General features: G+C 64.2%; 18 protein-coding genes. All 18 read right to left on the reverse strand.

All coding sequences use genetic code 11. From position 1 onward, the window contains the following. Positions 1-125: 125 nt before the first annotated feature. A complete protein-coding gene (locus tag ACVOLR_RS14535) occupies positions 126-1,736 on the reverse strand; it encodes a sulfite reductase subunit alpha (protein ID WP_481537054.1) in 1,611 nt (536 codons plus the stop codon). Next, positions 1,733-2,713 carry an FAD:protein FMN transferase gene (locus ACVOLR_RS14540; protein ID WP_481537085.1) on the reverse strand — a complete coding sequence of 327 codons (981 nt, stop codon included), beginning with the start codon at positions 2,711-2,713 and terminating at the stop codon, positions 1,733-1,735. Before ACVOLR_RS14540 ends, ACVOLR_RS14535 begins: the two co-directional genes overlap by 4 nt. 174 nt (positions 2,714-2,887) lie before the next feature. Next, positions 2,888-3,694, reverse strand: a complete 807-nt coding sequence (locus ACVOLR_RS14545; RefSeq protein ID WP_481516418.1) for a DUF4198 domain-containing protein — start codon at positions 3,692-3,694, stop codon at positions 2,888-2,890. Between the two features lie 25 nt (positions 3,695-3,719). Next, positions 3,720-4,241, reverse strand: coding sequence for a DUF2271 domain-containing protein (locus tag ACVOLR_RS14550; protein WP_313170411.1), 522 nt, complete (start codon positions 4,239-4,241; stop codon positions 3,720-3,722). Positions 4,242-4,266: 25 nt separating this feature from the next. Then, the gene (locus ACVOLR_RS14555) at positions 4,267-4,911 is read right to left on the reverse strand and encodes a PepSY-associated TM helix domain-containing protein (RefSeq protein ID WP_481537055.1); all 645 of its coding nucleotides are present in this window, start codon (positions 4,909-4,911) and stop codon (positions 4,267-4,269) included. Between the two features lie 342 nt (positions 4,912-5,253). After that, the gene (locus ACVOLR_RS14560) at positions 5,254-7,668 is read right to left on the reverse strand and encodes a TonB-dependent receptor domain-containing protein (protein ID WP_481537056.1); all 2,415 of its coding nucleotides are present in this window, start codon (positions 7,666-7,668) and stop codon (positions 5,254-5,256) included. Positions 7,669-7,785: 117 nt separating this feature from the next. Next, on the reverse strand, positions 7,786-8,199 hold the full coding sequence (locus ACVOLR_RS14565) for a hypothetical protein (RefSeq protein ID WP_481537057.1): 414 nt from the start codon (positions 8,197-8,199) through the stop codon (positions 7,786-7,788). Between the two features lie 298 nt (positions 8,200-8,497). Beyond that, complete coding sequence (locus tag ACVOLR_RS14570; protein ID WP_481537058.1) at positions 8,498-9,184, reverse strand: Fe2+-dependent dioxygenase; 687 nt, start codon at positions 9,182-9,184, stop codon at positions 8,498-8,500. A gap of 53 nt (positions 9,185-9,237) precedes the next feature. After that, a complete protein-coding gene (locus ACVOLR_RS14575; protein WP_481537059.1) occupies positions 9,238-11,541 on the reverse strand; it encodes a catecholate siderophore receptor Fiu in 2,304 nt (767 codons plus the stop codon). Between the two features lie 161 nt (positions 11,542-11,702). After that, positions 11,703-12,134, reverse strand: coding sequence for a hypothetical protein (locus ACVOLR_RS14580; RefSeq protein ID WP_481537060.1), 432 nt, complete (start codon positions 12,132-12,134; stop codon positions 11,703-11,705). 273 nt (positions 12,135-12,407) lie between these two features. Further along, positions 12,408-12,740: a non-heme iron oxygenase ferredoxin subunit gene (locus tag ACVOLR_RS14585; protein WP_282272227.1), complete on the reverse strand. Its 333-nt coding sequence runs from the start codon at positions 12,738-12,740 to the stop codon at positions 12,408-12,410. Further along, complete coding sequence (locus ACVOLR_RS14590; protein WP_481537061.1) at positions 12,737-13,273, reverse strand: GNAT family N-acetyltransferase; 537 nt, start codon at positions 13,271-13,273, stop codon at positions 12,737-12,739. Before ACVOLR_RS14590 ends, ACVOLR_RS14585 begins: the two co-directional genes overlap by 4 nt. 63 nt (positions 13,274-13,336) lie before the next feature. Next, positions 13,337-15,682, reverse strand: coding sequence for an alpha/beta hydrolase family protein (locus ACVOLR_RS14595; protein ID WP_481537062.1), 2,346 nt, complete (start codon positions 15,680-15,682; stop codon positions 13,337-13,339). A 477-nt stretch (positions 15,683-16,159) separates the two neighbouring features. Beyond that, the gene (locus ACVOLR_RS14600; RefSeq protein WP_481537063.1) at positions 16,160-17,299 is read right to left on the reverse strand and encodes a TonB family protein; all 1,140 of its coding nucleotides are present in this window, start codon (positions 17,297-17,299) and stop codon (positions 16,160-16,162) included. Beyond that, positions 17,289-17,882 (reverse strand): biliverdin-producing heme oxygenase, encoded by a 594-nt coding sequence (locus tag ACVOLR_RS14605; protein WP_481537064.1) that lies wholly within the window; start codon positions 17,880-17,882, stop codon positions 17,289-17,291. The genes ACVOLR_RS14600 and ACVOLR_RS14605 overlap by 11 nt, the downstream gene beginning before the upstream one ends. A gap of 10 nt (positions 17,883-17,892) precedes the next feature. Continuing rightward, positions 17,893-20,595, reverse strand: coding sequence for a TonB-dependent receptor (locus tag ACVOLR_RS14610; RefSeq protein ID WP_481537065.1), 2,703 nt, complete (start codon positions 20,593-20,595; stop codon positions 17,893-17,895). Between the two features lie 70 nt (positions 20,596-20,665). Next, on the reverse strand, positions 20,666-21,613 hold the full coding sequence (locus ACVOLR_RS14615; protein WP_481537066.1) for a FecR family protein: 948 nt from the start codon (positions 21,611-21,613) through the stop codon (positions 20,666-20,668). After that, positions 21,610-22,128 (reverse strand): sigma-70 family RNA polymerase sigma factor, encoded by a 519-nt coding sequence (locus ACVOLR_RS14620; RefSeq protein ID WP_481537067.1) that lies wholly within the window; start codon positions 22,126-22,128, stop codon positions 21,610-21,612. The genes ACVOLR_RS14615 and ACVOLR_RS14620 overlap by 4 nt, the downstream gene beginning before the upstream one ends. Between the last annotated feature and the right edge of the window lie 63 nt (positions 22,129-22,191).

A 22,191-nucleotide genomic window follows, 5' to 3' on the forward strand; every position in this document is an offset into this window, starting at 1 on the left:
ATGCTCGGCATGGGCATTACCGGGAAAGCCTCTGCCGAGCATGGCTCGGCACTACGGTTGGGATTGCTTGTAGTGCCCCTGCCGAGCATGGCTCGGCACTACCGGTGCGTTGCAATGCCGACGGATCAGTACACGTCGCGGCGATAACGTCCGGCGATGCGCAGCGCTTGATGCGCTTCGGCGCCAATCGCGTCGATGATGACCTTGTCCACGGCCGGGGCCATGCCTTGCAGGCTGCCGCAGACCAGGATGGTGGCGCCGTCGTCCAGCCATTGCCGCAGTACATCGCTGTGTGCGGAAAGTGCGTCCTGCACGTAGTGGAACTGGCCATCATCGCGGCTGAAAACCGTGTCCAGTCGCTCGATCGCGCCTTCACGCTGCCACTGCTGCAGCTCGGCACCGAAATGGAAATCGTGGGCTGCGTTGCGTTCGCCGAACAGCAGCCAATTGCGTCTCGCACCGGCATCGATGCGGGCGCGCAGATGCGCGCGCAGGCCGGCGATGCCGGTGCCGTTGCCGATCAGGATCAGTGGTGCGTCATTGCCCGGCGGATGGAAGTTACTGTTGCTGCGCAGGCGCAGGTCAATGCTGTCGCCGATAGCGGTGTAGTCGCAGAGCCAGCCGCTGGCCAGGCCGGGTGTTCCGTCCGGGCGCAGTTGTCGACGCAGCATCAGTTGCAGGCTGCCTTCGCCCGACATTGAAGCAATGGAGTATTCGCGGTGCGGCAGTGGTTTGAGGCTGGCGGCCAATGCGTTGGCGTCGCGGCTGTCGGTGCTGTCAGGAAGATGGGACTGGGCGAGGGCGTCAACCAGCTTGCGGCCGTCAGCGAGCACGCTTGCAGCATCGAAACTGTTTGCCTGCAGCCACTTTGTCACCGCATCAGCAGACTGGCGTGGGCCGATCTCGGCAATATCACCGGCTTGCCAGGTCGGCAGCTTTCCATCCGCGGGCTGCAGCTGCAGGTGGAACACCTTGCCGCCCACGCTGTCGGGATTGAGCACTTCGCGCCTGCGTAGCAGCCATGATTGATAGGCCGGCGCGCTCCAGTCGGTGGTATTGGCCGCTTCGCCGCCAAGCTGGCTGAGCAGCTGCTGCCAATGGCGCAGTGCGTCGGCATCGGCGTTGTCTACTTCCACCGTATCGAACAGCGGTTGTGCGCCGTGCGTGCGCAGCCACTCATCGAGTTGATGGCCGAACGCGCAGTAGTGTTCATAGGTTTTGTCGCCCAGTGCCAGTACCGCGTATTGCAGCTGCGGCAGCTTCAGCGGCTGCGGCATCACCCGGCTGAGGAAGGCGAGTGCATGGTCGGGCGGATCGCCTTCGCCGGTGGTAGCAGCGATGAACAAGGCCTGGCGGCTGCTGCCGAGCAGGGCCGCATCGACCTGGTCGATTGCGCGCAGTTTGGTCTTGTGACCGGCGGCGCGCAGATGCGCGGCGGTGCGTTGTGCCAGCTGCTGGGCAAAGCCGGTCTGGCTGGACCAGACCACCAGAATCGGCGGCTCCTTGCTGTCGCCGCTATCGTCATCGCGCTGGCGGGTGCACCACCACAATGCGAAGCAGGCCGCCGCATAGATCGCCAACGCTGCCAATGCCATCCACCACTGCGGTGCCAACGGCGCGGCCGGCCACCAGCTCTCGCCCAGATGCAGGCGCAGCAGCAACAGCGCGATCAGCAGCAGGCCGAGGCCAACGGCGAGATTGCCGAGCAGGGAGCGGGTGGAGCGATTGGGGGTCATTGCGTGCTGGCGTCCAGGTAACGCTGGAAGGCGGGCGTCATGGTTTCGACCAGGCCATTGCTGCTGCGGGTGATGAAGCGTGCAGCCAAGTCATGGTCGTTGGCAAAGGCCAGGCCTTCATCGGCACCCATGACCGTGAGCGCAGTCGCCCAGGCATCGGCGAGCGTGGCGTCGCGCGCGATCACGGTGACTGCTGCAGCGGCACGGCTGACCGGCGCATGGCTGCGTGGGTCCAACGTGTGGCTATAGGAGACACCATCGCGTTCGAACTGGTGCCAACGGTCGCCGGAGGTGGCTACTGCCAGATCATCGAGTGCGAGCACGCGCGGTGGGTAGTCCGCGCCGGCATCTTCTTCGGGCGCGGATTCGACTAGTACGCGCCAGGGTTGGCCGTCGGGTTTCAAACCGTAGCCATGCAGTTCGCCGCCGACTTCGACCAAGGCAGCGCTGATGCCGATGCGGCGCAGCCAGCGACTGACCAGATCCACGCCGTAGCCTTTGGCGATGGCAGATAGATCCAGTTGCAGGCCGCCGGGTTGCAGCGCGCTTTGCATTTGTGGGTCCAGCTGCAGTTTGTTCCAGCCGCAGCGTACGGCGACCTCGGCCAGCTGAGTGGGATCGGGGACGCCTTGTGCGGCGGCATCTGCACCAAAGCCCCACAGTGCGACCAAGGGGCCGATAGTGGGATCGAAGGCGCCAGCGCTGCGCTCGGCGATGTCGCGCGCGGTGACCAGCACGTTCCAGAAATCATCGGGCAGTGCATGCCAGCTGTTGGCGGCGGCACGGTTGTAGCGGCTGATGTCCGAGTCGGCTTCCCAGGTGCTCATCTGCGCGACCACGCGGTCCAGTTCGGCCTGGATACCGGCGTGCAGCGGATGCAGGTCGCGGCTGCGCGAAGCTACCAGCTTGACGCTCCAGCTGGTGCCCATGGTGTGGCCGCCAAGGGCGGCGATGTCGGAGTTGGAGGACATCGGTATCAAAAAGCCGGCTGGGGCAGGTGTGTCTTCTCCCGTTTACGGGAGAAGGTGCCCCGAAGGGGCGGATGAGGGGAGCTTTTGCTTTTTCATGCCGTCAGCGAATTTCAGCAATGCGGCTCCGGCCTTGCCCTCACCCCAACCCCTCTCCCGCTCGCGGGAGAGGGGCTTTGAGCATTACTGCGGCAGCACTTCCAGCGTGCCTACGTAGCTCAGGCGGCGGACGCTGGCTTGCGGGATCGAGGTCTTGTTGTCCTCGGTGCCGGTTTCCAGCCAGTACATGCCAGCCTGCGGCCAGGTCACCGAGAACTCGCCGTTGGCGTCGGTGGTGACCTTGATCTCTTCCTGGGCGTTGCGGTAACGGGTGCCGCCGCGGGTGATCTCGACTTCCAGACCAGCGTGCGGCTTGCCGTCGACCAGCAGCTTGAACTTGGCCTGCTCACCGGCGAACAGATCGTTCGGGTGGCCCAGGGCAACCAGCTCCATGCCCTTGCCGGTCGGCTGCAGCGCGGTGTCGTTCGGCTTGCCGTTGGTGACGAAGGTTTCGATGCGGCCGGCGGTCTCGGAGACCTTCAGGTCCTTGGCGTCCTTCGGCACTTCGGTGGCGAAGGTGGCGGCGTTACCGCGCCAGCGCTTGGGCTTGCCATCTTCCTGCCAATTGGCCGACAGGCCGGCATTGACGGTGGCCAGGCGGTAGGTGCCCTGCTGGGTCAGCTCGACGTCGAACACGCTGCGGTACTTGCCGGTGGCTGCGTTCTGCGGCTGCACGGTGCTGCCGTCCGGTGCGGTGATCACCAGGTTGTCCAGGCGCAACGGCACGTGGTTGAAGTAGAACAGGTCGTTGGACACGGCCGCGTCCACGGTGATCCACGGGTTGGTGCCGGCAATCACGGTCTGCGAGGGCTGCAGCCAGGCCTTGTGGGCGGCGGCGGAGAACGGCAGTACGGCGGCGATGGTGGCAGCAAGCAGGAGGGAACGCTTCATCGGTTGGCTCCGTTGGTAATGGGGATCAGGGCTTGACGGCAAGGGTGACGGTGCCGAGTTCGGAGGTGCCTTGGGCACGGCCGTTCTGCGCGGCACGGGCCGGCCAGGTGAAGGGAATCTTGACCAGTTCGCGGCCACCGACTTCGCGTGCGGCTTCCACCACCAGCGAGTACTGGCCGGCGGGCAGGGCGCGCAGCTGCGGCTGGCGGTCGCTGAAGCTGAGCTGGTGCTTGCCGACCGGGCGGGTCGGGCCGGTCACGCCATCGACCGGCACCTGCAGGGTGCGGCCGCTCTTGCGCCACCACTGGCGCAGGTCCGGCAACCACTTGGTGCCATGGCCTTCGGCGGTGTCCTTGAGTTGGTACCAGACCGACAGGTTGGCGGCGACCTGCTGGTCGGCACCTTCGATCCACACCGCGACATACGGGCGGTGGTACTCGGCAACGTTGAGCTTGGGTACTTCGACGTTGACGTCGAGGCTGGCGGCGTAGGCAGCGGGAGCGGTGGCAATCAAACCGCTCAGGGCGATGGTCAGGGTGACGCGCATGGTGCGACTCCGGAGAGAAAGACGGTCAATGGATGAGGAGCAGGGCGATCAGCAGCGGAATCAGCAAACCCAGGCCGACCAGCGGCCAGGTCATGCGCCGCTGCCGCGCATGCAGATGCAACAGGAACAGGCCGGTGATGCAGAACACCAGGCAGGCCACCGCGAACACGTCGAGGAACCAGCCCCAGCCCGGGCCCGCATTGCGGCCCTTGTGCAGGTCATTGAAGTACGAGACCCAGCCGCGACGGGTTTTTTCAAACTCCACCGCACCGGTTTCGCGGTCGATGCTCAGCCAGGCATCACTGCCGGGGCCAGGCATGGACAGATAGATTTCTTCCGGCGACCACTCGGCCTCGCGGCTGCCGATGGACACTTCCAGACGATTGGACAACCAGTCGGCGACGCGCGCTGGCAGCGGCGCATTGCCGTCTTCGCGCTCACCCAGTGCCTTGAGCACGGGCGCTGGCAATTCCAGCTGTTGGTTCTGAACCTGTGGCTTGGCTTCGATCTTGGACGCGTGGTTCAAGGTGATGCCGGTGAGGGAGAACAACAGCATGCCGATCAGGCAGACAGCCGAGCTGATCCAGTGCCACTGATGCAGGGTGCGCAACCAGAAACCACGGCTGGCCTGTTGTTGCACGGTGGTGGCGGTGCTGCGGTCTGCGAACACGGGAATCGGGATTATTGAAGGATGACGATTAGAGCACTAATGAGAATGATTCGCAATTTGTGAAGATGCTTCGCCCCCTCCCTTTGCCGTAGGCAAGGGGAGGGGGCGAGGAGGGGTAGCTGTTGATCTGGCTGTTGCTCTGGTTCCTTGGCTTCAAGCCAGAAGCGAGATCAAAAGCTACCCCTCCCCAACCCTCCCCTTCACTGCGTGAAAGGGAGGGGGCGGTGCTGCTTGTGCTGGTAACGCTTCACTACGTTCGGCGTTGACACGGGGACGCAGAAGCTGAGAGCTACCCCTCCCCAACCCTCCCCTGTGCTGCGCACAAGGGAGGGAGCGCAGCGCTTAGAAGCTCAGGTTCACGCTCAGCCAGAAGCTACGTGCCTTGTCCTTGTTGTTGTAATCGTCCTCGAACAGCACTTCGTTGGTGGCGTCACCGTAGATGCCGCTGCCGTCCAGATCGTTGAACACGGTCTGGTAGGTGGTGAAGTCGCGGTCCAGCAGATTGTTGATGCGGGCGTTGATCTTCATCCACTGGGTGGCCTGGAACGAGGCACCGAGATGGAACACGGTGTAGTCCTTGTAGTACAGCTCCTGGCCGGTGATCGCACTGACACCGCGGTAGCGCTTGGAGCGTGCTTCGCTGGTCACGAACAGGTTGAAGCGATCGCTTACCTGCCAGTCGAAGGTGGCATTGGCCATGTGCTTGGCGCTCAGGCCAAGCGGACGGCCCTTGTCGGCACCGCTCTTCTGCTCGCTGTCGGTATAGGTGTAGTTGGCGCGCAGGCCGAAGCGGTCGCTGATTTCCCAGCGGCCGGCGACTTCCGCACCCTGGATCACCACTTCATCGATGTTCACCGTCTTGGTGCTGGTGGCGTAACCCAGATCGGCGTATTCGCCGGTGCTGGTGCAGGCCAGCGACAGGCCTGTGCCGCAGGGCTGGGTGGAGATCTTGTCGTCGAACTTGTTGTGGAACAGGGTGGCATTGAAGTTATGGCCATCCGGGTGCTGCCAATACACCGCCAGCTCGGTGCTGGTGCTGGTTTCCGGCTTCAGGTTCGGGTTGCCGAACATCGGCGAGGTGCCCTGGCCGCCAAAGCCGGTGACGCCGTCATACAGCTGGGTGGTCTTGGGGGTCTTAAAGCCGGTGCTGACACCGCCCTTGACCGTCCACTGCGGATTGACGGTGTACACGCCATACAGGCGTGGGCTCAGGTGGTCGCCGAATACTTCATGGTCGTCGAAGCGCAGGCCGTAGGTGATGGCCAGCGGCTCGATCACGGTCCAGGTGTCCTCGGCGAACAGCGAGTACATGTTGTGCTCCTGCTTGCGGCCCGGGTCACCGACTTCGGTACCGAACACGCCGTCGGTCAGCTCGCCGCGGATGATCTGGGTACCGAACACGGCGATGTGCTCACCGGCTGCCTGGAACGGCATGTCGATCTTGGCGTCGAAGGTGTACTGCGCACTTTCCAGCACGCGCTTGGGGCGCGGCAGGAAGGTGGAGCCGGCCAAAGCGCGGCGATCGGCCAGGCTCATGCCTGCATAAGGACCGGTGCCATCGACCATCTGCAGCAGGTGCTCGCGCTCGGCCACGGTGAATGGCATGGTGCGGCCTTCGTTGTTGGTAGCCACGTGTGCCAGCGAAACGAAGCTGTTGCCGAAGCCCCACTTGCCTTCGTGGGTCAGCGCCCAGGCGTCGCGGGTGAATTCCTGGGTGGGGCCGTAACCGGCGCGCGGGTTGGCGCGGCGCGACCAGGTGCCACCATTGTTGCGGCATGCGTTGGCATTGGCGCCGGCGGCGCCCAGACAGAAGTTGCCAGCGGTGAAGATGCTGCTGATGCTGTCAACGGTGCCGACCGGGTATTCCTCTTCGCCGTTGTCGTTGATCTTGATCGAGTTGTCGTATTCCTGGCGCGAGGTGTCGTAGTCCAGGGTGATGGTCTGCGCCTCGGTCGGGGTCCACGACAAGGTGATGCCGCCGGCCTTGTTGGTGTTGTCCACGGTCTTGCCGCCGGCACCAAAGCCCAGTGCTCGGTTGTGCTGGTTGCCGGCCGGGTCGGTCACCGAGGAGTACACGGGATTGGAGGCATCTCGGTCATACCAGCTGGCGCGCGCGCTGAGGTTGAGCTTGCCCGGCAGCAGCGGGCCAGTGACAAACAGGTCGGCGGTACGGTCATCGCCGAACTGGTCATCGGTCTCAAAGCTGCGCGCCAAGGTGGCCGAGCCGTGCCAGCTGTCCAGGGTGCGCTTGGTGATGACGTTGATCACGCCGCCCATCGCATCGGCGCCATACAGGGTGGAGGCGGGGCCGCGGATCACTTCGATGCGCTCGATCGCATCCAGCGGCGGGATGTGGTTGAATTGGTTGCCGCCGAAGTTGTTCGGGTAGATGTCGCCGTGGTTGTTCTGGCGGCGACCGTTGATCAGGATCAGGGTGTAGTCCGAGCCCATGCCGCGCATCGAGATGCTGCCCTGGCCGGTCTTGTCGCGGGTTTCGCCCACGTCCACGCCTTCCAGGTCACGCACGGCATCGAGCAGGGTGATGTACGGGCGCTTGGCCAGTTCTTCCTGGGTGATGACCGAGATGCTGGCCGGTGCATCGGTGATCTTCTGCTCGAAGCCGCTGGCGGTGACGACGACCTTGTCCAGCGTGGTCGGCGCATCGTTGGCATGGGCGCTGGCGCTGATGGCGCCGAGCACGGCGAGGCTGAGCAGGTGGCGGGAAACGGACACACGGTGACGCTGGCGCAGGGCCATGGGAATACCTCGATCAAGGAATGCAGGTTGCAGCCGTCATCACCGCAGGCGCTCACGCGTGCAGGGACGAGCTGGGAAGAAGAGAGGGGTGAAGCGGAAACGACTACGCGCGGAGCGTCAGCTCAACGGTGGCGCTTGCCCACGCTGTTGGCGCGGACTGGCCAGTGCATGGCCGATAACCGGCTCGGATGCAGGGAAGACCGTGCGGATGGGGCTGAAGTCGTCCGCTGCAAACAGCAGCTGCTGGATGCTGGGCAGGGGCTGGACTGTGCGCGGTGCACGCAGCTGTACTACCCGGCGAAGCTTGGCCGGGCTTTCTTCTTCCAGGTGGCGTTCGCCGCCTTGACGTTCTTCAGCCGGCGCCGAAGCATGGCCGTTCTGGGCCAGACCGAGCCGAGAAAACTGGGTGCCGCTCTGGCATAAGGCAGCCAGCAGCGACAACAGCAACAGCATGCACAAAGCCAGCGGACGCAGGCTGACAGCGCCGGAAACGGCGTTGTTCTGTGCGTGCTGGCGCTGTGGTTGCTGCATTCGTATCCCCGGATTGCGGACGCGGCGACAGGGGCCGGCGTTCGCGGTGCGGCATTGTAGATACGATTCGTTAACTTTTGCAAATGAGAATTGATACCAACTTGACGTTTATCAAGTCCTTTTCGGCATGCGCTTCTCCAGGGGAGCTGCTGTAGCCCGGGTAAGGGCAGCGCCCCCCGGAGCGTGAATCTCCCGGACTTTCAGACTTTCGCCAACAGCCCCGGGTGCGCTGCGGTTACCCTCGCTACGGCTCTGTTCGCCCTTTCAGCTGAGTCCGGTGCTGTGCCGGCCCTGACCTTCAGGTCTCAGCCCATTGCCGCAGCAGGTTGTGATAGATCCCGGTCAGGCTGACCAAGGACGGGTGTTGCGGGCAATCCTGGGTCAGCTGCTGGATGGAGGTATCCATTTCCCACAGCAGGCGCCGGTGCGCATCGTCGCGGACCATGCTCTGCACCCAGAAGAACGAGGCCAAGCGCGCGCCGCGCGTTACCGGCTGCACCTTGTGCAGGCTGCTGGACGGATAGACCACCAGGTCACCGGCCGGCAGCTTCACTTCGTGTTCGCCGTAGGTGTCGCTGATGATCAGCTCGCCACCGTCGTAATCCTCGGGCTCGCACAGGAACAGGGTGCAGGAGATGTCCGAACGGATATGCGTGCGTTGTGCGCCGAGGCCGACGCTCATTACCGAGCCGTCGACATGGAAGCCGTACTCGCCACCGCCGGTGTAACGATTGAAGCGAGGCGGCAGGATGCGCAGCGGCAACGCCGCAGCGAAGAACAGGGGATTGCGTTCCAGCGCTGCCACTACATGCGAGCCTAGCTCTGCCTTCAGCGGTGAAGCATCGGGCAGCTGCAGGTTGCGTTTGACCTGCGCACCTTGATGGCCAACGGTCTCGCGGCCATCAGCCCAGTCGGCCGTTTCCAGTGCACGGCGGAAACCGGCGACTTCCTCGGCGCTGAGTACATTGGGTATGTGCAGCAACATGGCGGTCTTTCCGAAAAGGGCGCAGGGGAGTGTAAGCCCCTGCGCCCATCTGATCAGAAGCGGAAGTCCGCGCTGAACATGAAGGTACGCGGGGTACCCGGGGTGTAGCGGTAACCGCTCTTGTTGATCGCGGCGACGTACTGCTTGTCGAACAGGTTGTAGGCGTTCAAGCGCAGCACCAGGTTGTCGTTGACTGCATAGGACGCCACGGCGTCATACACGGTGTAGGACTTGACGAAGGCCGGCGTGCCCTTGGCACCGTCGGTGCCGCGAAGCATCTCGCCGGAGTAACGCACGCCGCCGCCGATGGTCAGGCCGAACGGGAACACGTAGCTGGTCCAACCGGTGAAGGCATCATCCGGAGTGTAGGTCAGGTTGTTGCTGCCATTGGCAGTCACCAGGCTGCCGGTGTCGACCTGGGTGTTCATGTGGGTATAACCAGCAGAGACCGACCAGTTGTCGGTGATCTTGCCGACGGTGGAGACTTCAATGCCTTCCACGGTCTTCTGGCCGTTCTGGAAGTAACCATCGGCGGCGCTGCCGGTGATCTCGTTGGTGACTTCGGTACGGAACAGGGCAACGTTCAATGCCAGTGCGTCATCCAGGAACGCCCACTTGGTGCCCACTTCGATGGTGCGGGCTTCCTGCGGATCCATGTTGATGTTGTTGACGTTGCCAGCGGTTTCGTTGAGCTGGAAGTTGTTGCCGCCCGGGGGCTGCTGCGAAATGGCGTAGTTCGCGTACACGCTGACGGCGTCGTTGGGCTTGTACAGCGCACCGACCTTCCAGTTGATCAAGGTGTCCGAATCATCGAACGACGGCATCGCGATCAGGGTGCCGACCGGGCGACCGGCGCAGTTGGCGGCGGTGCACAGCGCCGTGCTGCTGTACTCGGTCTTGTAGTGATCGGCACGCAGGCCAGCGGTCAGCATGAAGCTCTCGCTGAACTTCAGGGTGTCGAACACGTACAGCGAGGATGTGGTGGTCTTGCCGTCGGTGTGGACGCCGGTGCGGCGGGTGGTCAGGCCGGTTGCATTCCAGTCCGGGTTGTACAGGTTTGCCGGGCCCCAGCCAGCGCCAACGGTGCCGGCCTTGCCCCAAGACTTCTGCTGTTCCTGGGTGAACTCCACGCCGGTGCTGACGTTGTGCTGCACGCGGCCGGTGACGAAGTCGATGCGCAGGTTCAACTGATCGGTCAGGATCGTGTTTTCCTGATCCTTGTAGGTCAGGTTGCTGCGATTCATCGTGTAGGTGGACAGGTCATTGATGTCTGTCCACTTGATGTTGCCGGCCTGCTGGTTGGCAGCGGTACCGCCGGTGGACATGAATGCCGTCAGCAGATAGTCCTGTTCGGTCTTGCCCCAACGCGCGGTGTTGGTCAGCTTGAACGTGTCGGAGAAGTCATGTTCGAAGCGGAAGGTCGCCTGCTGCGAGGTCACGTCATCGTGGTCGTAGCGGGTGCCGTAGAAGTTTTCCGGGTTCACCGGATGGCCGGCCAGCTGCTCCAGGCCCGGCTGCGGGGTCCAGCCCGGCAGGCCGATGGTCGGCACGAAACCGTCGGGGATGTTGTCCTGCTTCAGGTACTGCAGGTTGAGGAAGTAGCGGGTGTCGGTACCCAGGCCGAAGCCGAACGACGGCGCAAAGCCCCAGCGCTTGTTGTTGACGTGGTCACGGCCGGCCACATCGCTGTCCTGCCACATGGCGTTCAGGCGCAACGCAGCAGTGGCGCCCAGGGTCTGGTTCCAGTCGGCGGTAGCGCGCTGCTGGCCATCGGTGCCGGCGGTGAGGCTGCCTGCGATCGCATCGCGCAGGTTGGCCTGCTTGCTGATCATGTTGATCGCGCCGGTGGGCGCGGTGCGGCCGATATCGGTACCGGCCGGGCCTTTCAGTACTTCGACCTGCTCGGTATTGAACACGTCGCGCGAGATCGAGCCCAGGTCGCGGATGCCGTCGACCAGGATGCTGCTGGAGCTGTCGAAGCCGCGCATGTAGACGGTATCACCGGTGCTGGTGTTGCCGTTCTCACCTGCATAGAAGGTGCCCACGCCGGCGCTGTTGCGCAGTGCTTCGGTCAGGGTGGTGGCACCCTGCTGATTGAACAGGTCGCTGGTGATCACCTGGATGGTCTGCGGGGTGTTCTGCAGGGTCTGGGTGTACTTGTTGGAGGCGGACTTCTCGGCCTTGAAGCCGTTCATTGCATGCACCTCGACCTGGTCCAGGGTCTTGGCTTCCTGGGCGCTGGCCAGGCCCGGCAGGGTTGCCAGGCTGAGGCCGGTGATCAGGCTGGCAGTGGTCGAGGCCAAGGCGCTGATACGTGGCGCGGTGCTGCTGTGCTTGCGGCTTTTGATATGGGTCATGGTGATGATCGGTAGTGAAAAGGGAGAAGTAAGACGACCGCCGCGGCCTGTTGGCGCGGAGGTAGGGGAACGGATAGGTGGGGCGAGCCATGCGGCACGGCGCAGGCCTGGAACGATGAGCAACAGAACGACGGAACGCAGAGCGCGTCCGTTTCAGCTGGTCAGGCGCGCGGCGGGGCGTGGCCGGGATTGAGCAGCAGATAGGGCGCCAACGGATAGCGTTGGGCGCGTTCAACCGCGTGCTGCAGCAGCGTGTCGCTGGCGGCAGTCACGAAGACGCGGCTGGGGGTAAACATAGCGAGCGGAACCGGGCTGGACAGCATTGCTGCCGGGCGCGGCCGGGTCAGGCGGGAGGACTCGCCGCCGGATTCGCTGATGGCGGCCATCTCCAGCGGCTGCTGCGGATGACCGGGTTCAGGCGAAACCAGTACCTGATCGAACGCTTCCATAGCCAGCGGCGCGATGACCACGGCCTTGGCCTGGAATGCCACGGCCCAGACCAACAACATGCCGAACACCAGCATCAACCAAGGCAGGCGCTGCCGCACGGTGGCGACAGTCAGCGTTTGAGCCTTGGTGGACGGGTAGGACATGGGGAAAAGCGCAGACCGTTAATTTCGCGTTATCGCGGCAGATGCGCATCTTATTGAGAATTGTTTGCGTTTGCAATGCCGATATGCTTGGTACAGCGAGGTCTTGCCAGGGTACAGGTGCAAGGCCGTTGCCCGGGAGGGATGACCGCTGAAGGCGGTGCCAGCTGAGTTGTCGCAGGAGCGCGGCCGGGTCTGGAAGCCCCGGGGCGTGTGGGCAAACGCAGGGGAGTCGCGGTGCGGACTCCCCGGATTCGGGGCGGGCGGTCGGCTGGCTCAGTCGCGGTCGTCGCGTGACCAGATGCCGCCGTGTTCGCGCTTGACCGGGAACTTGGGCACGGCCGTATAGGCCGGAGCGCACAGGGCGCGGCCGTCGCGGATGTCGAAGCGGGCACCGTGCAGGATGCACTCGATGCTGCCTTCGTCCGGGTCCAGGGTGCCGGAGGACAGCTCGAACTCCTCATGTGTGCACTGGTCTTCCAGCGCGTACAGCTCGCCGTCGAGGTTGAACACCACGATCGGTGAACCGGTGACTTCATCGAAGCCGGTCTTCAGTTCGCCCGGCAGCAGCTCTTCGCTGGCGCAGATGAAGGTCCAGGTCTCGCTCATGCGGTGGCCCCGAGCGGCTTTTCCAGGATCTCGAACTGTAGGTCATCGCGCTTGGGAATGCCGAAGCGTTCATCGCCATACGGGAACGGCTTCTTGATGCCGGTACGCACGTAGCCGCGGCGTTCGTAGAAGGCGATCAGTTCGTCGCGGCAGTCGATCACCGTCATCTGCATGCTCGGTAGCTGCCACTGTTCGGCCACATGCTGTTCCGCGCGCTGCATCAATTGCTTGCCGATGCCGCCGCCCTGGGCGTTCGGGCTGACCGAGAACATGCCGAAGTAGCCGTGGCCGTTCTCATCGGCGACATGGCAGCAGGCCTGCAGCTGGCCGTCCTGCTCGGCGAGCAGGATCACGCTGCGCGGGCGGTCGAGATCACCCTGGATACCGGCGGCGTCGATGCGCTGGCCATCAAGGATATCGGCTTCGGTGGTCCAGCCGACGCGGGAAGCATCGCCACGGTAGGCGGAGGTGACCAGATCGATCAGGGCCGGGATGTCGGCGGCGGTAGCATTGCGGAAAGTAAGTGCGTCCATGCTCACATTCTAGTCCCGGCGTCTGCAGCCGAACAGTTCAGCCGCTTCTGCCGGGGGCTGAAGCTACTGTCTGGTGGACTGGTCCAGGAACTCGCCAACGCGCTTCCACAACGCGGTGCGGTTGGCCGGGTCGACCACCCCATGGCCCTCCTCATCAAAATATAGTTCGACCGGTGGACGCCCGGCCAGGCGCAACATGCGTGAAATGCGCCGGCTGTGCTCGAAGTCCACGCGTTGGTCCTCCCTGCCATGGGCAAGCATCACCGGAATGGACAGCTCGGTATAGCGATAGAGTGGGGAGGTGTCGCGGATCGCAGCGGCATCCTCGTCCGGGTTGCCCATCATTTTCTCGGCCAACTGCCGTCCCTTCTCGCTGCGTGCAGTATCACTGGCGGTGAAGAACAACGCGCGGTCGCTGATGCCGGCGATGGAGACCGCACAACGGAAACGCTGCGGCCAGCGGACGGCAGAGACCAGCGCCGAGTAGCCACCATAACTGCTGCCGACCACGCACATCCGGGAGGCATCAAGCGGGTAGCTGGCCAGCGCAAGATTGATTGCCGCATCGATGTCGTCCTCGATGCGGGTGCCGTAGTTGCGGTGTCCTGCTTCACGGAAGGCGCGTCCATATCCTTCTGAGCCGCGGAAGTTGACGCGCAACACGGCATAGCCGCGGGAGGCGAGGAACTGCACTTCAGGATCGAAGTGCAGGCTGTCGGCAACCCCGATTGGGCCGCCATGGGGCAGAACTACCAGCGGGCGTGGTTGCTGCCCTGGCGGCAAGGTAAGGAATGCCTCTACGTCCAGGCCATCGCTGGATTTGAATTTCAGTACCTGGGTGGGCGCGAAAGTACGGTCCGCCAACCAGGGATAGGCTTGCGCCAGCAATGAGGCACGGCTCTGGCGCGTGTCCAGGTGGTACAGCTGAGACGGCGCGTCGGCACCGTCGACTTCCACGACCATGCTGCTGCCGTCGCGGCTGCGTCCGACCAGCTGCACGGCCTGGCCCGGGAAAGCGTTGCCCAGCTGCCTGCCAATGCGGGCATCGTTGTCCTGGAAATAATCCGAGAGCAATTGGCCATCACGATAGAACTCAACGCCAATGGGGTTGCGCTTGTCGTCGAAGATCGCCGCTTGCACGTCGGTGCCCTGCTGCGAATACAGGGTGCGCGTGATCGAGCGTGTGGCCACGTCATATTCAACAAGATCCCGCTGGCTGCGCTTCTCGTCGGTCAGCGCGTAGATCTTGCTGGCATCCGCGGAGATCGCGATCGGGTCGAAGTCGAGTTCGTCCGACAGCACCATGACATCGCGGAACCCATCTGCTTGGCGCTGTACCAGCACGTAGTCTTCGCCGCGCTGGACAATGCCCAGACGCAGCTCGCCGGCACCATCGGCAAACCACCAGGTGTCATCGTTGAGGCCTGTGTTCAGGCGGGTGCGCATCAGCGGGCGGAAGTCCTCGACGGCTACCTGGCTGGCGGCCTGGAGTGGGTGGACCATCAACCTGCCATCGCGCGCCCTGCTTGCGAACAGGATGTAGCCGGGCTTGCCGGGCAACAGATCCAATACCTTGCCTTCGCCAGGAACCATATAGCTGGCATAGCGCGGTTTGCCGTCGGCAGCGGTAGTGATATGCAGCACGGAGACCCGGTTCAAGCCGTTGGACAGGCGCACCGAGGTCAGCAGTGTTTCATCGTCGGCCCAGCGGAATGAGGCCAGCGGCATGTCGCTGCTTCCCAGCCGGGTCTGGATGCTGGACTTGAGGTCGATGATGTCCACCGCCCAATGCTTGTCGTCCTGGCGCACCTGCATGGCGAACAAGGTGCCTGCAGGGTTGAGGCTGGAGGCCAGTATCTGTGGGTCCTGCCAGTAGGGATCAATCGCGGGCTTGTCCTTGTCTTTGTCCGCTGCCGGCTTCTTGGTTGCCGCTGCGGTATCGACTTCGGCCGGGAAGGTCCTGGCTCCCGCCTGTTCTTTGTAGAAGGCCGGGAACGGGTCCGAGTAGTGACCGGCATAGGTGAAAGCAAAGCGTGCATACAGCGCAGGATGGGTGCGCTGCAGCCAGTCCATCGCTGCCAGGCTGCGGTTGGAGCGGTGAACGTCCGCACGCCACATCGAAGTGGGGCGGAACACCAGGTCGCCCGGATAAACAATGGTGCCGGCATCGACCTGGAACGCCAGCTCTTCTTCATCCTTCAGCAGGTAGCGGAAGCCATTGAAGGGCTGCAGCTCACGCCACACATAGCGCCCAGCGCTGGCGACATAAAGACGGTAGTTGTGGCCGGCCTGCAGGCGCGACATGACACCATCGCCCCAAACTTTGCCATCGCGATTCAGGCGAACCGAATCCAGCTCGATATTGGTGTCCACGGCGGCCAGAATCAGTGCCTCACCAGGTTTGAGCACGGGGATTTCGCCGGGTTTCACCGGATCAATAGCGGCCCAGCTGGCCGTGGGCCAGCACAGGCAGGCGAGTAGCAGCCAAAGGCCAGCTCGTGACAATGACAAGGTGCGTCCGTGCTTCATTCCAACCCCCCGTTTTCGGCTTGCAAGGCTGGCATGGCATGCAGCTGGAGACAAGTGTTGTCGGGAGGTCTGCTTGAGCCGGAGATGTGCTCCCTACCTGTCGGCAAAAGGGATGAAGAAGGTCTGTTTGCATGCCACTGGCGTGCGGCCTGATTGAAGGGATTGGGGAAAGGCAGAGCTTTGGGCGGTTGGATTTTCAGCTTCGCGGCTTGTGCCGTTCCTGCAAGCGCAAGGCCGGTTGTAGTGCCGAGCCATGCTCGGCAGAGGCATCACCGATGGCAAGGATGCAATGCAACGCACGCTCTACGAGCTTCGCGGCTTACGCCGCTCCCACAAATGCGGGCTTCGCGGGAGCCCTCAGCGCATGAAGAACTCCACCGGGAACGACAGCTCCAGCGGTGCTTTGCGTGCTTCCGGCACCGCGGGCAACGGCGTGGCGCGGCGGAAGGTATCCAGTGCGGCCTGGTCGAGCATGGCCGAGCCGGAAGTCTGTTCCAAGGCCAGGGACAGCACCGAGCCATCGCGGGCCAAGCTGACGCGGATGTGGGCGACGCCTTGTTCGCGGCGCGCGCGGGCGGCATTCGGATAGCGCCGATGGCGCTCCAGCTTGGCCATGACCCGGCCTTCCCAGCTGTCCTTGCCGGGGTTTGCTGCGCTCGGCCCGGGCGGTAGCGGCGGGGTCAGCGGGGCGGCGGCGATCGATGCTTCCTGTTGTTGCGGGGCCAGCGCCTGCTGCACCGGTTGTGGTGGCGCGGGCGGTGGAACTACCCAGTTGGCGTTGGCACGCGGTGGCGAGGGCGGCAGCGGGCGCGGCGGTTCCGGCTTCTGTTTCTCCGCCGAGGCCGCAGCGGAAGGTGCTGGCGCGACGATTTCTTCCAGCGGCTGCTCCGGTGCGCGCGGTGGCAGCATCACCAGTTGCGTGCGTTCGGCCGGCTCCATGAAAGGGGGATCGATTGATGGCGCGCGACTCCACAGCAGCAGCGCGAACAGACCGATGTGCAGCAACACGGTGACGGTTGCAGCGATCGAGCGGATACCGCGCTCTTCCGATTCCGGGGACGGGACGTCGGCCACGCCACGCGGCAGCGGCCGGGTCAGCAGATACAGCGCACAGCCCCCCATGCCGACCGCAACCGCCAGCCACAGCAGCAGCGATGGATGCGCGAAGTACCAGAACATCACAAAGCCCAGTGCCATGCCACCGCAGGCAAAGGCTTTGGCGCGCTTGGACATCGCGCCCTGCTCGCGCCACAGCCGCAAAGGCGGGCCGAATTGCGGGTGCTGCAGCAACCAGCGCTCGAAGCGCGGCGAAGAGCGGCCAAAACATGCTGCGGCCAGGATCATGAAAATGGTGGTGGGCATCACCGGCAGCAATGCGCCGATGATGCCCAGTGCCACCATCAACATGCCCAGCAACAGATAGCCCACGCGCACGGCGCGGTTGCGCCGTGGCGGGGTTGGTGCGGTGCTCAGCGTTGCCTCCATCTCAGTCGGCAAAGCCCTGCTCGACATAGCCATGCACGCGCTGGAACGCGGCAGTGGCACCAGCCACCAGACGTTGTTCCTGCTCGGCATCCAGGGCATTGCCATCCAGCGCCTCGGTGAAACGCCGCCAATGACGCGCGCGCCCGTCCGGGTGGCCGGCCAGGTGGCGCGCGCCGTGATCGGCATCCAGGCCGATCTTCGCAGCCAGCTTGAACAGGATGGCTGCGCCGAGGTTGGAGCCTTCGACCACGTACAGCCAACCCAGTGCGGTGGCCGGGTCGATATCGCTGCTCAAGGCTGAATGATCATCGGCAGGCAGGGCTTCACCCAGATCCAGCAGGTCCTGCTGCAGTTCCTGCAGGCGCTGGCGCTCGGCCAGATCCGGTAACAGGCCCTGCAACGCTGGCAGCGAGTACAGCACCGCGAGGTCACGATGGAAGCGGTACTGCACGCGCAGGAAGCGCCGGTAGTTGTCCAGCGAGGCGAACGGTTCGCCGCGCATGATGCGTTGGTCCAGCCGCTCGTGGGTGCCATGGGTGGCGGCCTTCAAGCGTTGGCTGCGGCTGATTTCCAGCAGCATTGGGGAAGCGGACATATGCTGTTCCTCAGAAATTGACGGTGAAGCCCATGCGCACGGTGCGACCCGGTGAGGGCATCAGGCCCAGCGTCATCGCGTCCATGTAGTAACGGTCAGTAAGGTTGTCCACACTCAGGTCGAGCGCGACGTGGTCGTTGATTCGGTAGTTGGCGAACACGTTGACCAGCACGTAGGAGCCCCAATCCACCACCGGAATGATGCTGCTGGCACGTGGCAGGGTCGGGCGGTTGCCGGTGTAGCTGACCCGGCTGCCGGCGGTCAGTCGCTGGTCCAGCTGATGCGTGCCCAGCGTCAATGCACCGGAGGCACGCGGCGGGACGTGGTTGCTGGCATAGCTGTCGGTGACGCCGCCCGGATAGCAGGCCGGTGACTTGGTCGGATAGGCACGGTCGCTGTGGCAGAAGTTGGTGTGGGTGTAATAACTGCCAGACAGTTCACTGAAGAAGCGCGGCGTGCGGTACTCGGCGGTGATCTCGTAGCCCTTGAAGTCGGCGTTGTCGATATTTTCGATCACCGGTGCCGATACCCAGCCCTGCAATTGCACGGTGGTCCGTGTCAGGTAATCCTTCACGTGGTTGTCGAAGTACGCCAGCTTCAGGCGTGCCTGGTCGCCTTCGGTGAACAGACCATCGCGCAGCAGATTGATGCCGTACTCGCGGTTCTTGGCGTGCTCAGGGCGCAGGTCCATCGCAAACATGCTGGGAACCGGGCCGGAGCTGGTCTCGAACAGACCGGGCATGCGCAGTGCTTCGGCATAGCGGGCGTAAACCTGCACGCCCTCGAGCGGGGTGAAGGTGATCGCCGCGATCGGCGTATTGCCGCTGGCCTTGCCCTGCAGATGCACGTCGGTATAAGTGATGGGGCGGGTCTGTGACGGCACCCGGGTGACCTCGCGGTCGTAGCTTTTGTAGCGGGTGTGGCGCACCGCGGCGTCGAGCTTCAACCAATCGGTCGGCACCCATTCGGCGCTGGCGAACAGGCTGCTCTCCTCGCGCTTGGCATTGTTGCTGCTGAAGCTCTGCTTGGCGCTGATCGGATGCACGTCTTCCTTGCCGTGGGTGAAGCCGTATTGCAGGGCGACGTCGCCCCAGGCGGTGATGAAACGCGAGGTATTGGTGGCGTCGACGCCCCAACGCTCGGCCTGGCGATAGGTGGTCTCGATATAGGTGTACTCGGGTGGCAGCGTCGGGAACGAGTAGACGTTACGGATGGTGTTGTCCAGGGCGGTCCGCCAGGCATTGGCCTTGAAGTCGATCAACTCGTTGGCCGGCTGCCAGCGGTAGCGCGCGGTCCAGGTGTCGGCATCGACGTCGCTGAGCGCGGATTGCAGTGCGCCTTCACCGCGCAGGATGGCCGACGGCATCAGCTCGCCGTAGCGGCTCTGGTATTTCATGCGGCCCACTTCCAGCGCCTGGTCGGGGCTGGGCTTCCAGGTCGCCTTGAACAGCCAGGATTGGTTGTCCACCGAGGTGTTGAGCACTTCTTCGCCGGCACGGAAACGGTTGAGGCCGCTGAAGCTGATGTTGGTGTAATCAGTCCACCAGCCGAAGATGTTGGTCACGCGCTCGTTGCTGAAGATCGGCTGCGGGGCGTCCGGACCGCCTTCGCCGGCGAAGTAGTTGCCGGTCTTGCGGCGTGCGAATACACCTACCACTTCAAAGTGCTCCCAGCGTTTGGCGGCGGCAACGCTGCCGCTGCCGCCGGTCGGCTTGCCGGTGGAGGGGCGGTCCATGCCGGTGTCGTCGGCAAATTCGGTGGGCAGGGGCTTGGGTGTGCAGATTTCACCACCACCGCAGTCGGTGACGAAGCGACCACCATTGCGCAGGCCGCCGGTGGTGAAGGCCGGTGGCGGTGAAGTGGAGTTGTCGCTGAAGCTGCCTTTCAGGCGGATGCCCCAGTCCTTGTCGCCGGTGATGATGTCCTCGGCATTCAAGGTGCGCATGCTGACCACGCCACCGATCGCGCCGACGCCTTCGGCACCGCCGGTCGGGCCTTTCTGGATGTCGATGCCGCCAATCATGTCCGGGTCGATGTAGCTGCGCCCGGCCACGCCGGCATAGCCGCGGTAAACGGTGACCTGCTGCTGGCTGCCGTCGATCAGCACCGGCACGCGGTTGAAGCCCTGCATGCCGCGGATGTTCAGGTCCAGCGCGCCGGAGTTGCGGTTGTCGCCGTTGATGACGCCGGCCACGCCCTTGAAGATGTCGCCAGCCTGGGTGCCGCGCGAACGCTCGATCTGCTGCAGCGACAAATGCGCACCGGACTGCGCGGAGGTGTAAGGCGTGTCGGCCGGGTTGCGGCTGTCATCGCCCAGCTGGGTTCGGTTTCCCTGGTCACCCTGCACCCGCAGCGTGCCGATGCGTTCCACGCCGTTGGCCGGCGCGCGCTGTACGGTCAGCGCGCCGCTGGCGGTGGTGGCCAGCTGCAGGCCGCTGCCCTGCAGCGCCTGTGCAGCGGCCTGTTCGACCGAGTACTGGCCATTCACGGCCTTGGCCTGCTTGCCCTGCAGCAGTGCCGGGTCCACCGACAAGGTGCGGCCGGCGCTGGCGGCGATGCGGTTGAGGCTGGCGCCTAGCGGGCCGGCGGCGATCTGGTAGTCGAGCACTGCCGCATCAGCGGCTGTGGTTTGCGCGTGGGCCAGCGGAACGGCGCAGGCCAGCGACAAGGCCAGGGCAAGGCAGGAAGGGCGAAGCAGGGGGGAGGCGGACATCGATACGGCTTCCGAAAGAGGGTTTCGGATAGGGATGTGTATCGAGGGCGAAAAACCGGACACGCTCACGCTATTTTTTTTCGATCAGAGTGACCGGGCCGTAGGAGCGGATCAGCAAGGGCAGGGTTTCGGCCAGCGCGGCCAAGGTGCGGTCACTGTCATCCAGCCCGAATACGCCCTGCACGCGCAGTGCCGCCGCCTCCGGCGACACCCGCAGGAAACCACTGCGGTAGGAGCGCAGACGCTCCACCAGTTCCAGCAGAGGCGCGTTGTCCAGGCTGACCCTGCCGTGCAGCCAGTCGGTCAGCTGCAGTGGATTGCTGCCGAGTGCGGTGATGCCGCTGGCATCGATGCGTGCGCCTTCCCCGGCGAGCAGGCGCTGGCTGTGGCCGTGCTGGTCTTCGATCAGTACGTGATCGCTGAGTACCGCAACCTGGGTGGATGCCTCGTAGCGCTCGACCATGAGCTTGCCGCGAAGCAGGCTGAGCTTGGTGTGCAGGCTGTGCAGCAGCAAAGGGCGAGGATCGGCGGCGATGTCCAGCAGTGCCCGCCCGCGCCGCAGCCACAGTTGGCGCTGGTTGGCAGCGAAATCCAGATCCATCGCGCTGCGTGCGTCGAGGGTGAGGGTGCTGCCGTCATCCAGTGCAAAGCGGCTGCGCTGCCCGGTGGCGGTGCGCAGGTCAGCGCTGAGTTCGCGCAGCGGGAACTCGCGGTCGGCCAGCAGCGCTGCACCGCCAGCGGTGAGTGCGAAGGCGGCCAAGGAGCGTAGCGCGACGCGCCGCGAAGGGCGGAGCAGCAGTTCGCGCGCCTGTTGATCCTGGCCCGGATGGCGCTGGGCAACCTCGCGCAGGCGCTGGAAGCGCCCCTGGATTTCCTGCAGCTGCTGCCAGGCTTGGCGGTGCTCGGCCGAGGCGTCCAGCCAACGTTGGAGTTGCTGCTCACTGTCGGCATCGGCGCTGCCGGACTGCAGCAGCACCATCCAGTCGATGGCGGCTTGCATCGCCGCTTGCTCGCTCATCGGCCCAGGTCCGTGTGCTGCAGATCCTGCAGGCAGCAGGTCCAGGCTTGGCGCAGATAGCGGCCTACCGTACGCACCGATACGCCGAGCTGCCGCGCGATCTGCTCGTGGCCCATGTCATCGAGCTGGCTGTAGAGGAAGGCGGCGCGTGCCGGTGCTGGCAGCGATTGCATGCTGCGGTCGACCAGCAGCACCGTCTCCAGCAGCAACGCCCGCTCTTCGGGGGAAGGCGAGAACGCCTCGGGGCTGTGTCGCAGTTGTTCCAGCCAGGCTTGTTCCAGATCACGGCGCCGGCGCAGATGGAACAGCAGGCGCTTGGCGATGGTGGTCAGGAACGCGCGCGGCTCATCGATGCTGGTCAGCGGCGTGCGCGAAGCTGCGACCTGGCTGAAGGTCTCGGCGGTGAGGTCTTCTGCATCCCAGCGGCAGCGAACCTGCCTGCACAGCCGTGCCAGCAACCAGCGGTGATGGTCGCGGAACAAGGTGGCAAGAAGGGAGGACGACGCGGGGTTCATCGTTTGTGCAAATGCGAATTGTTCGCATTATTGCATGTGTGAGCAGTGCTGTGCAGCGGTGAT

The organism is Stenotrophomonas sp. STEN030 (assembly GCF_056759995.1).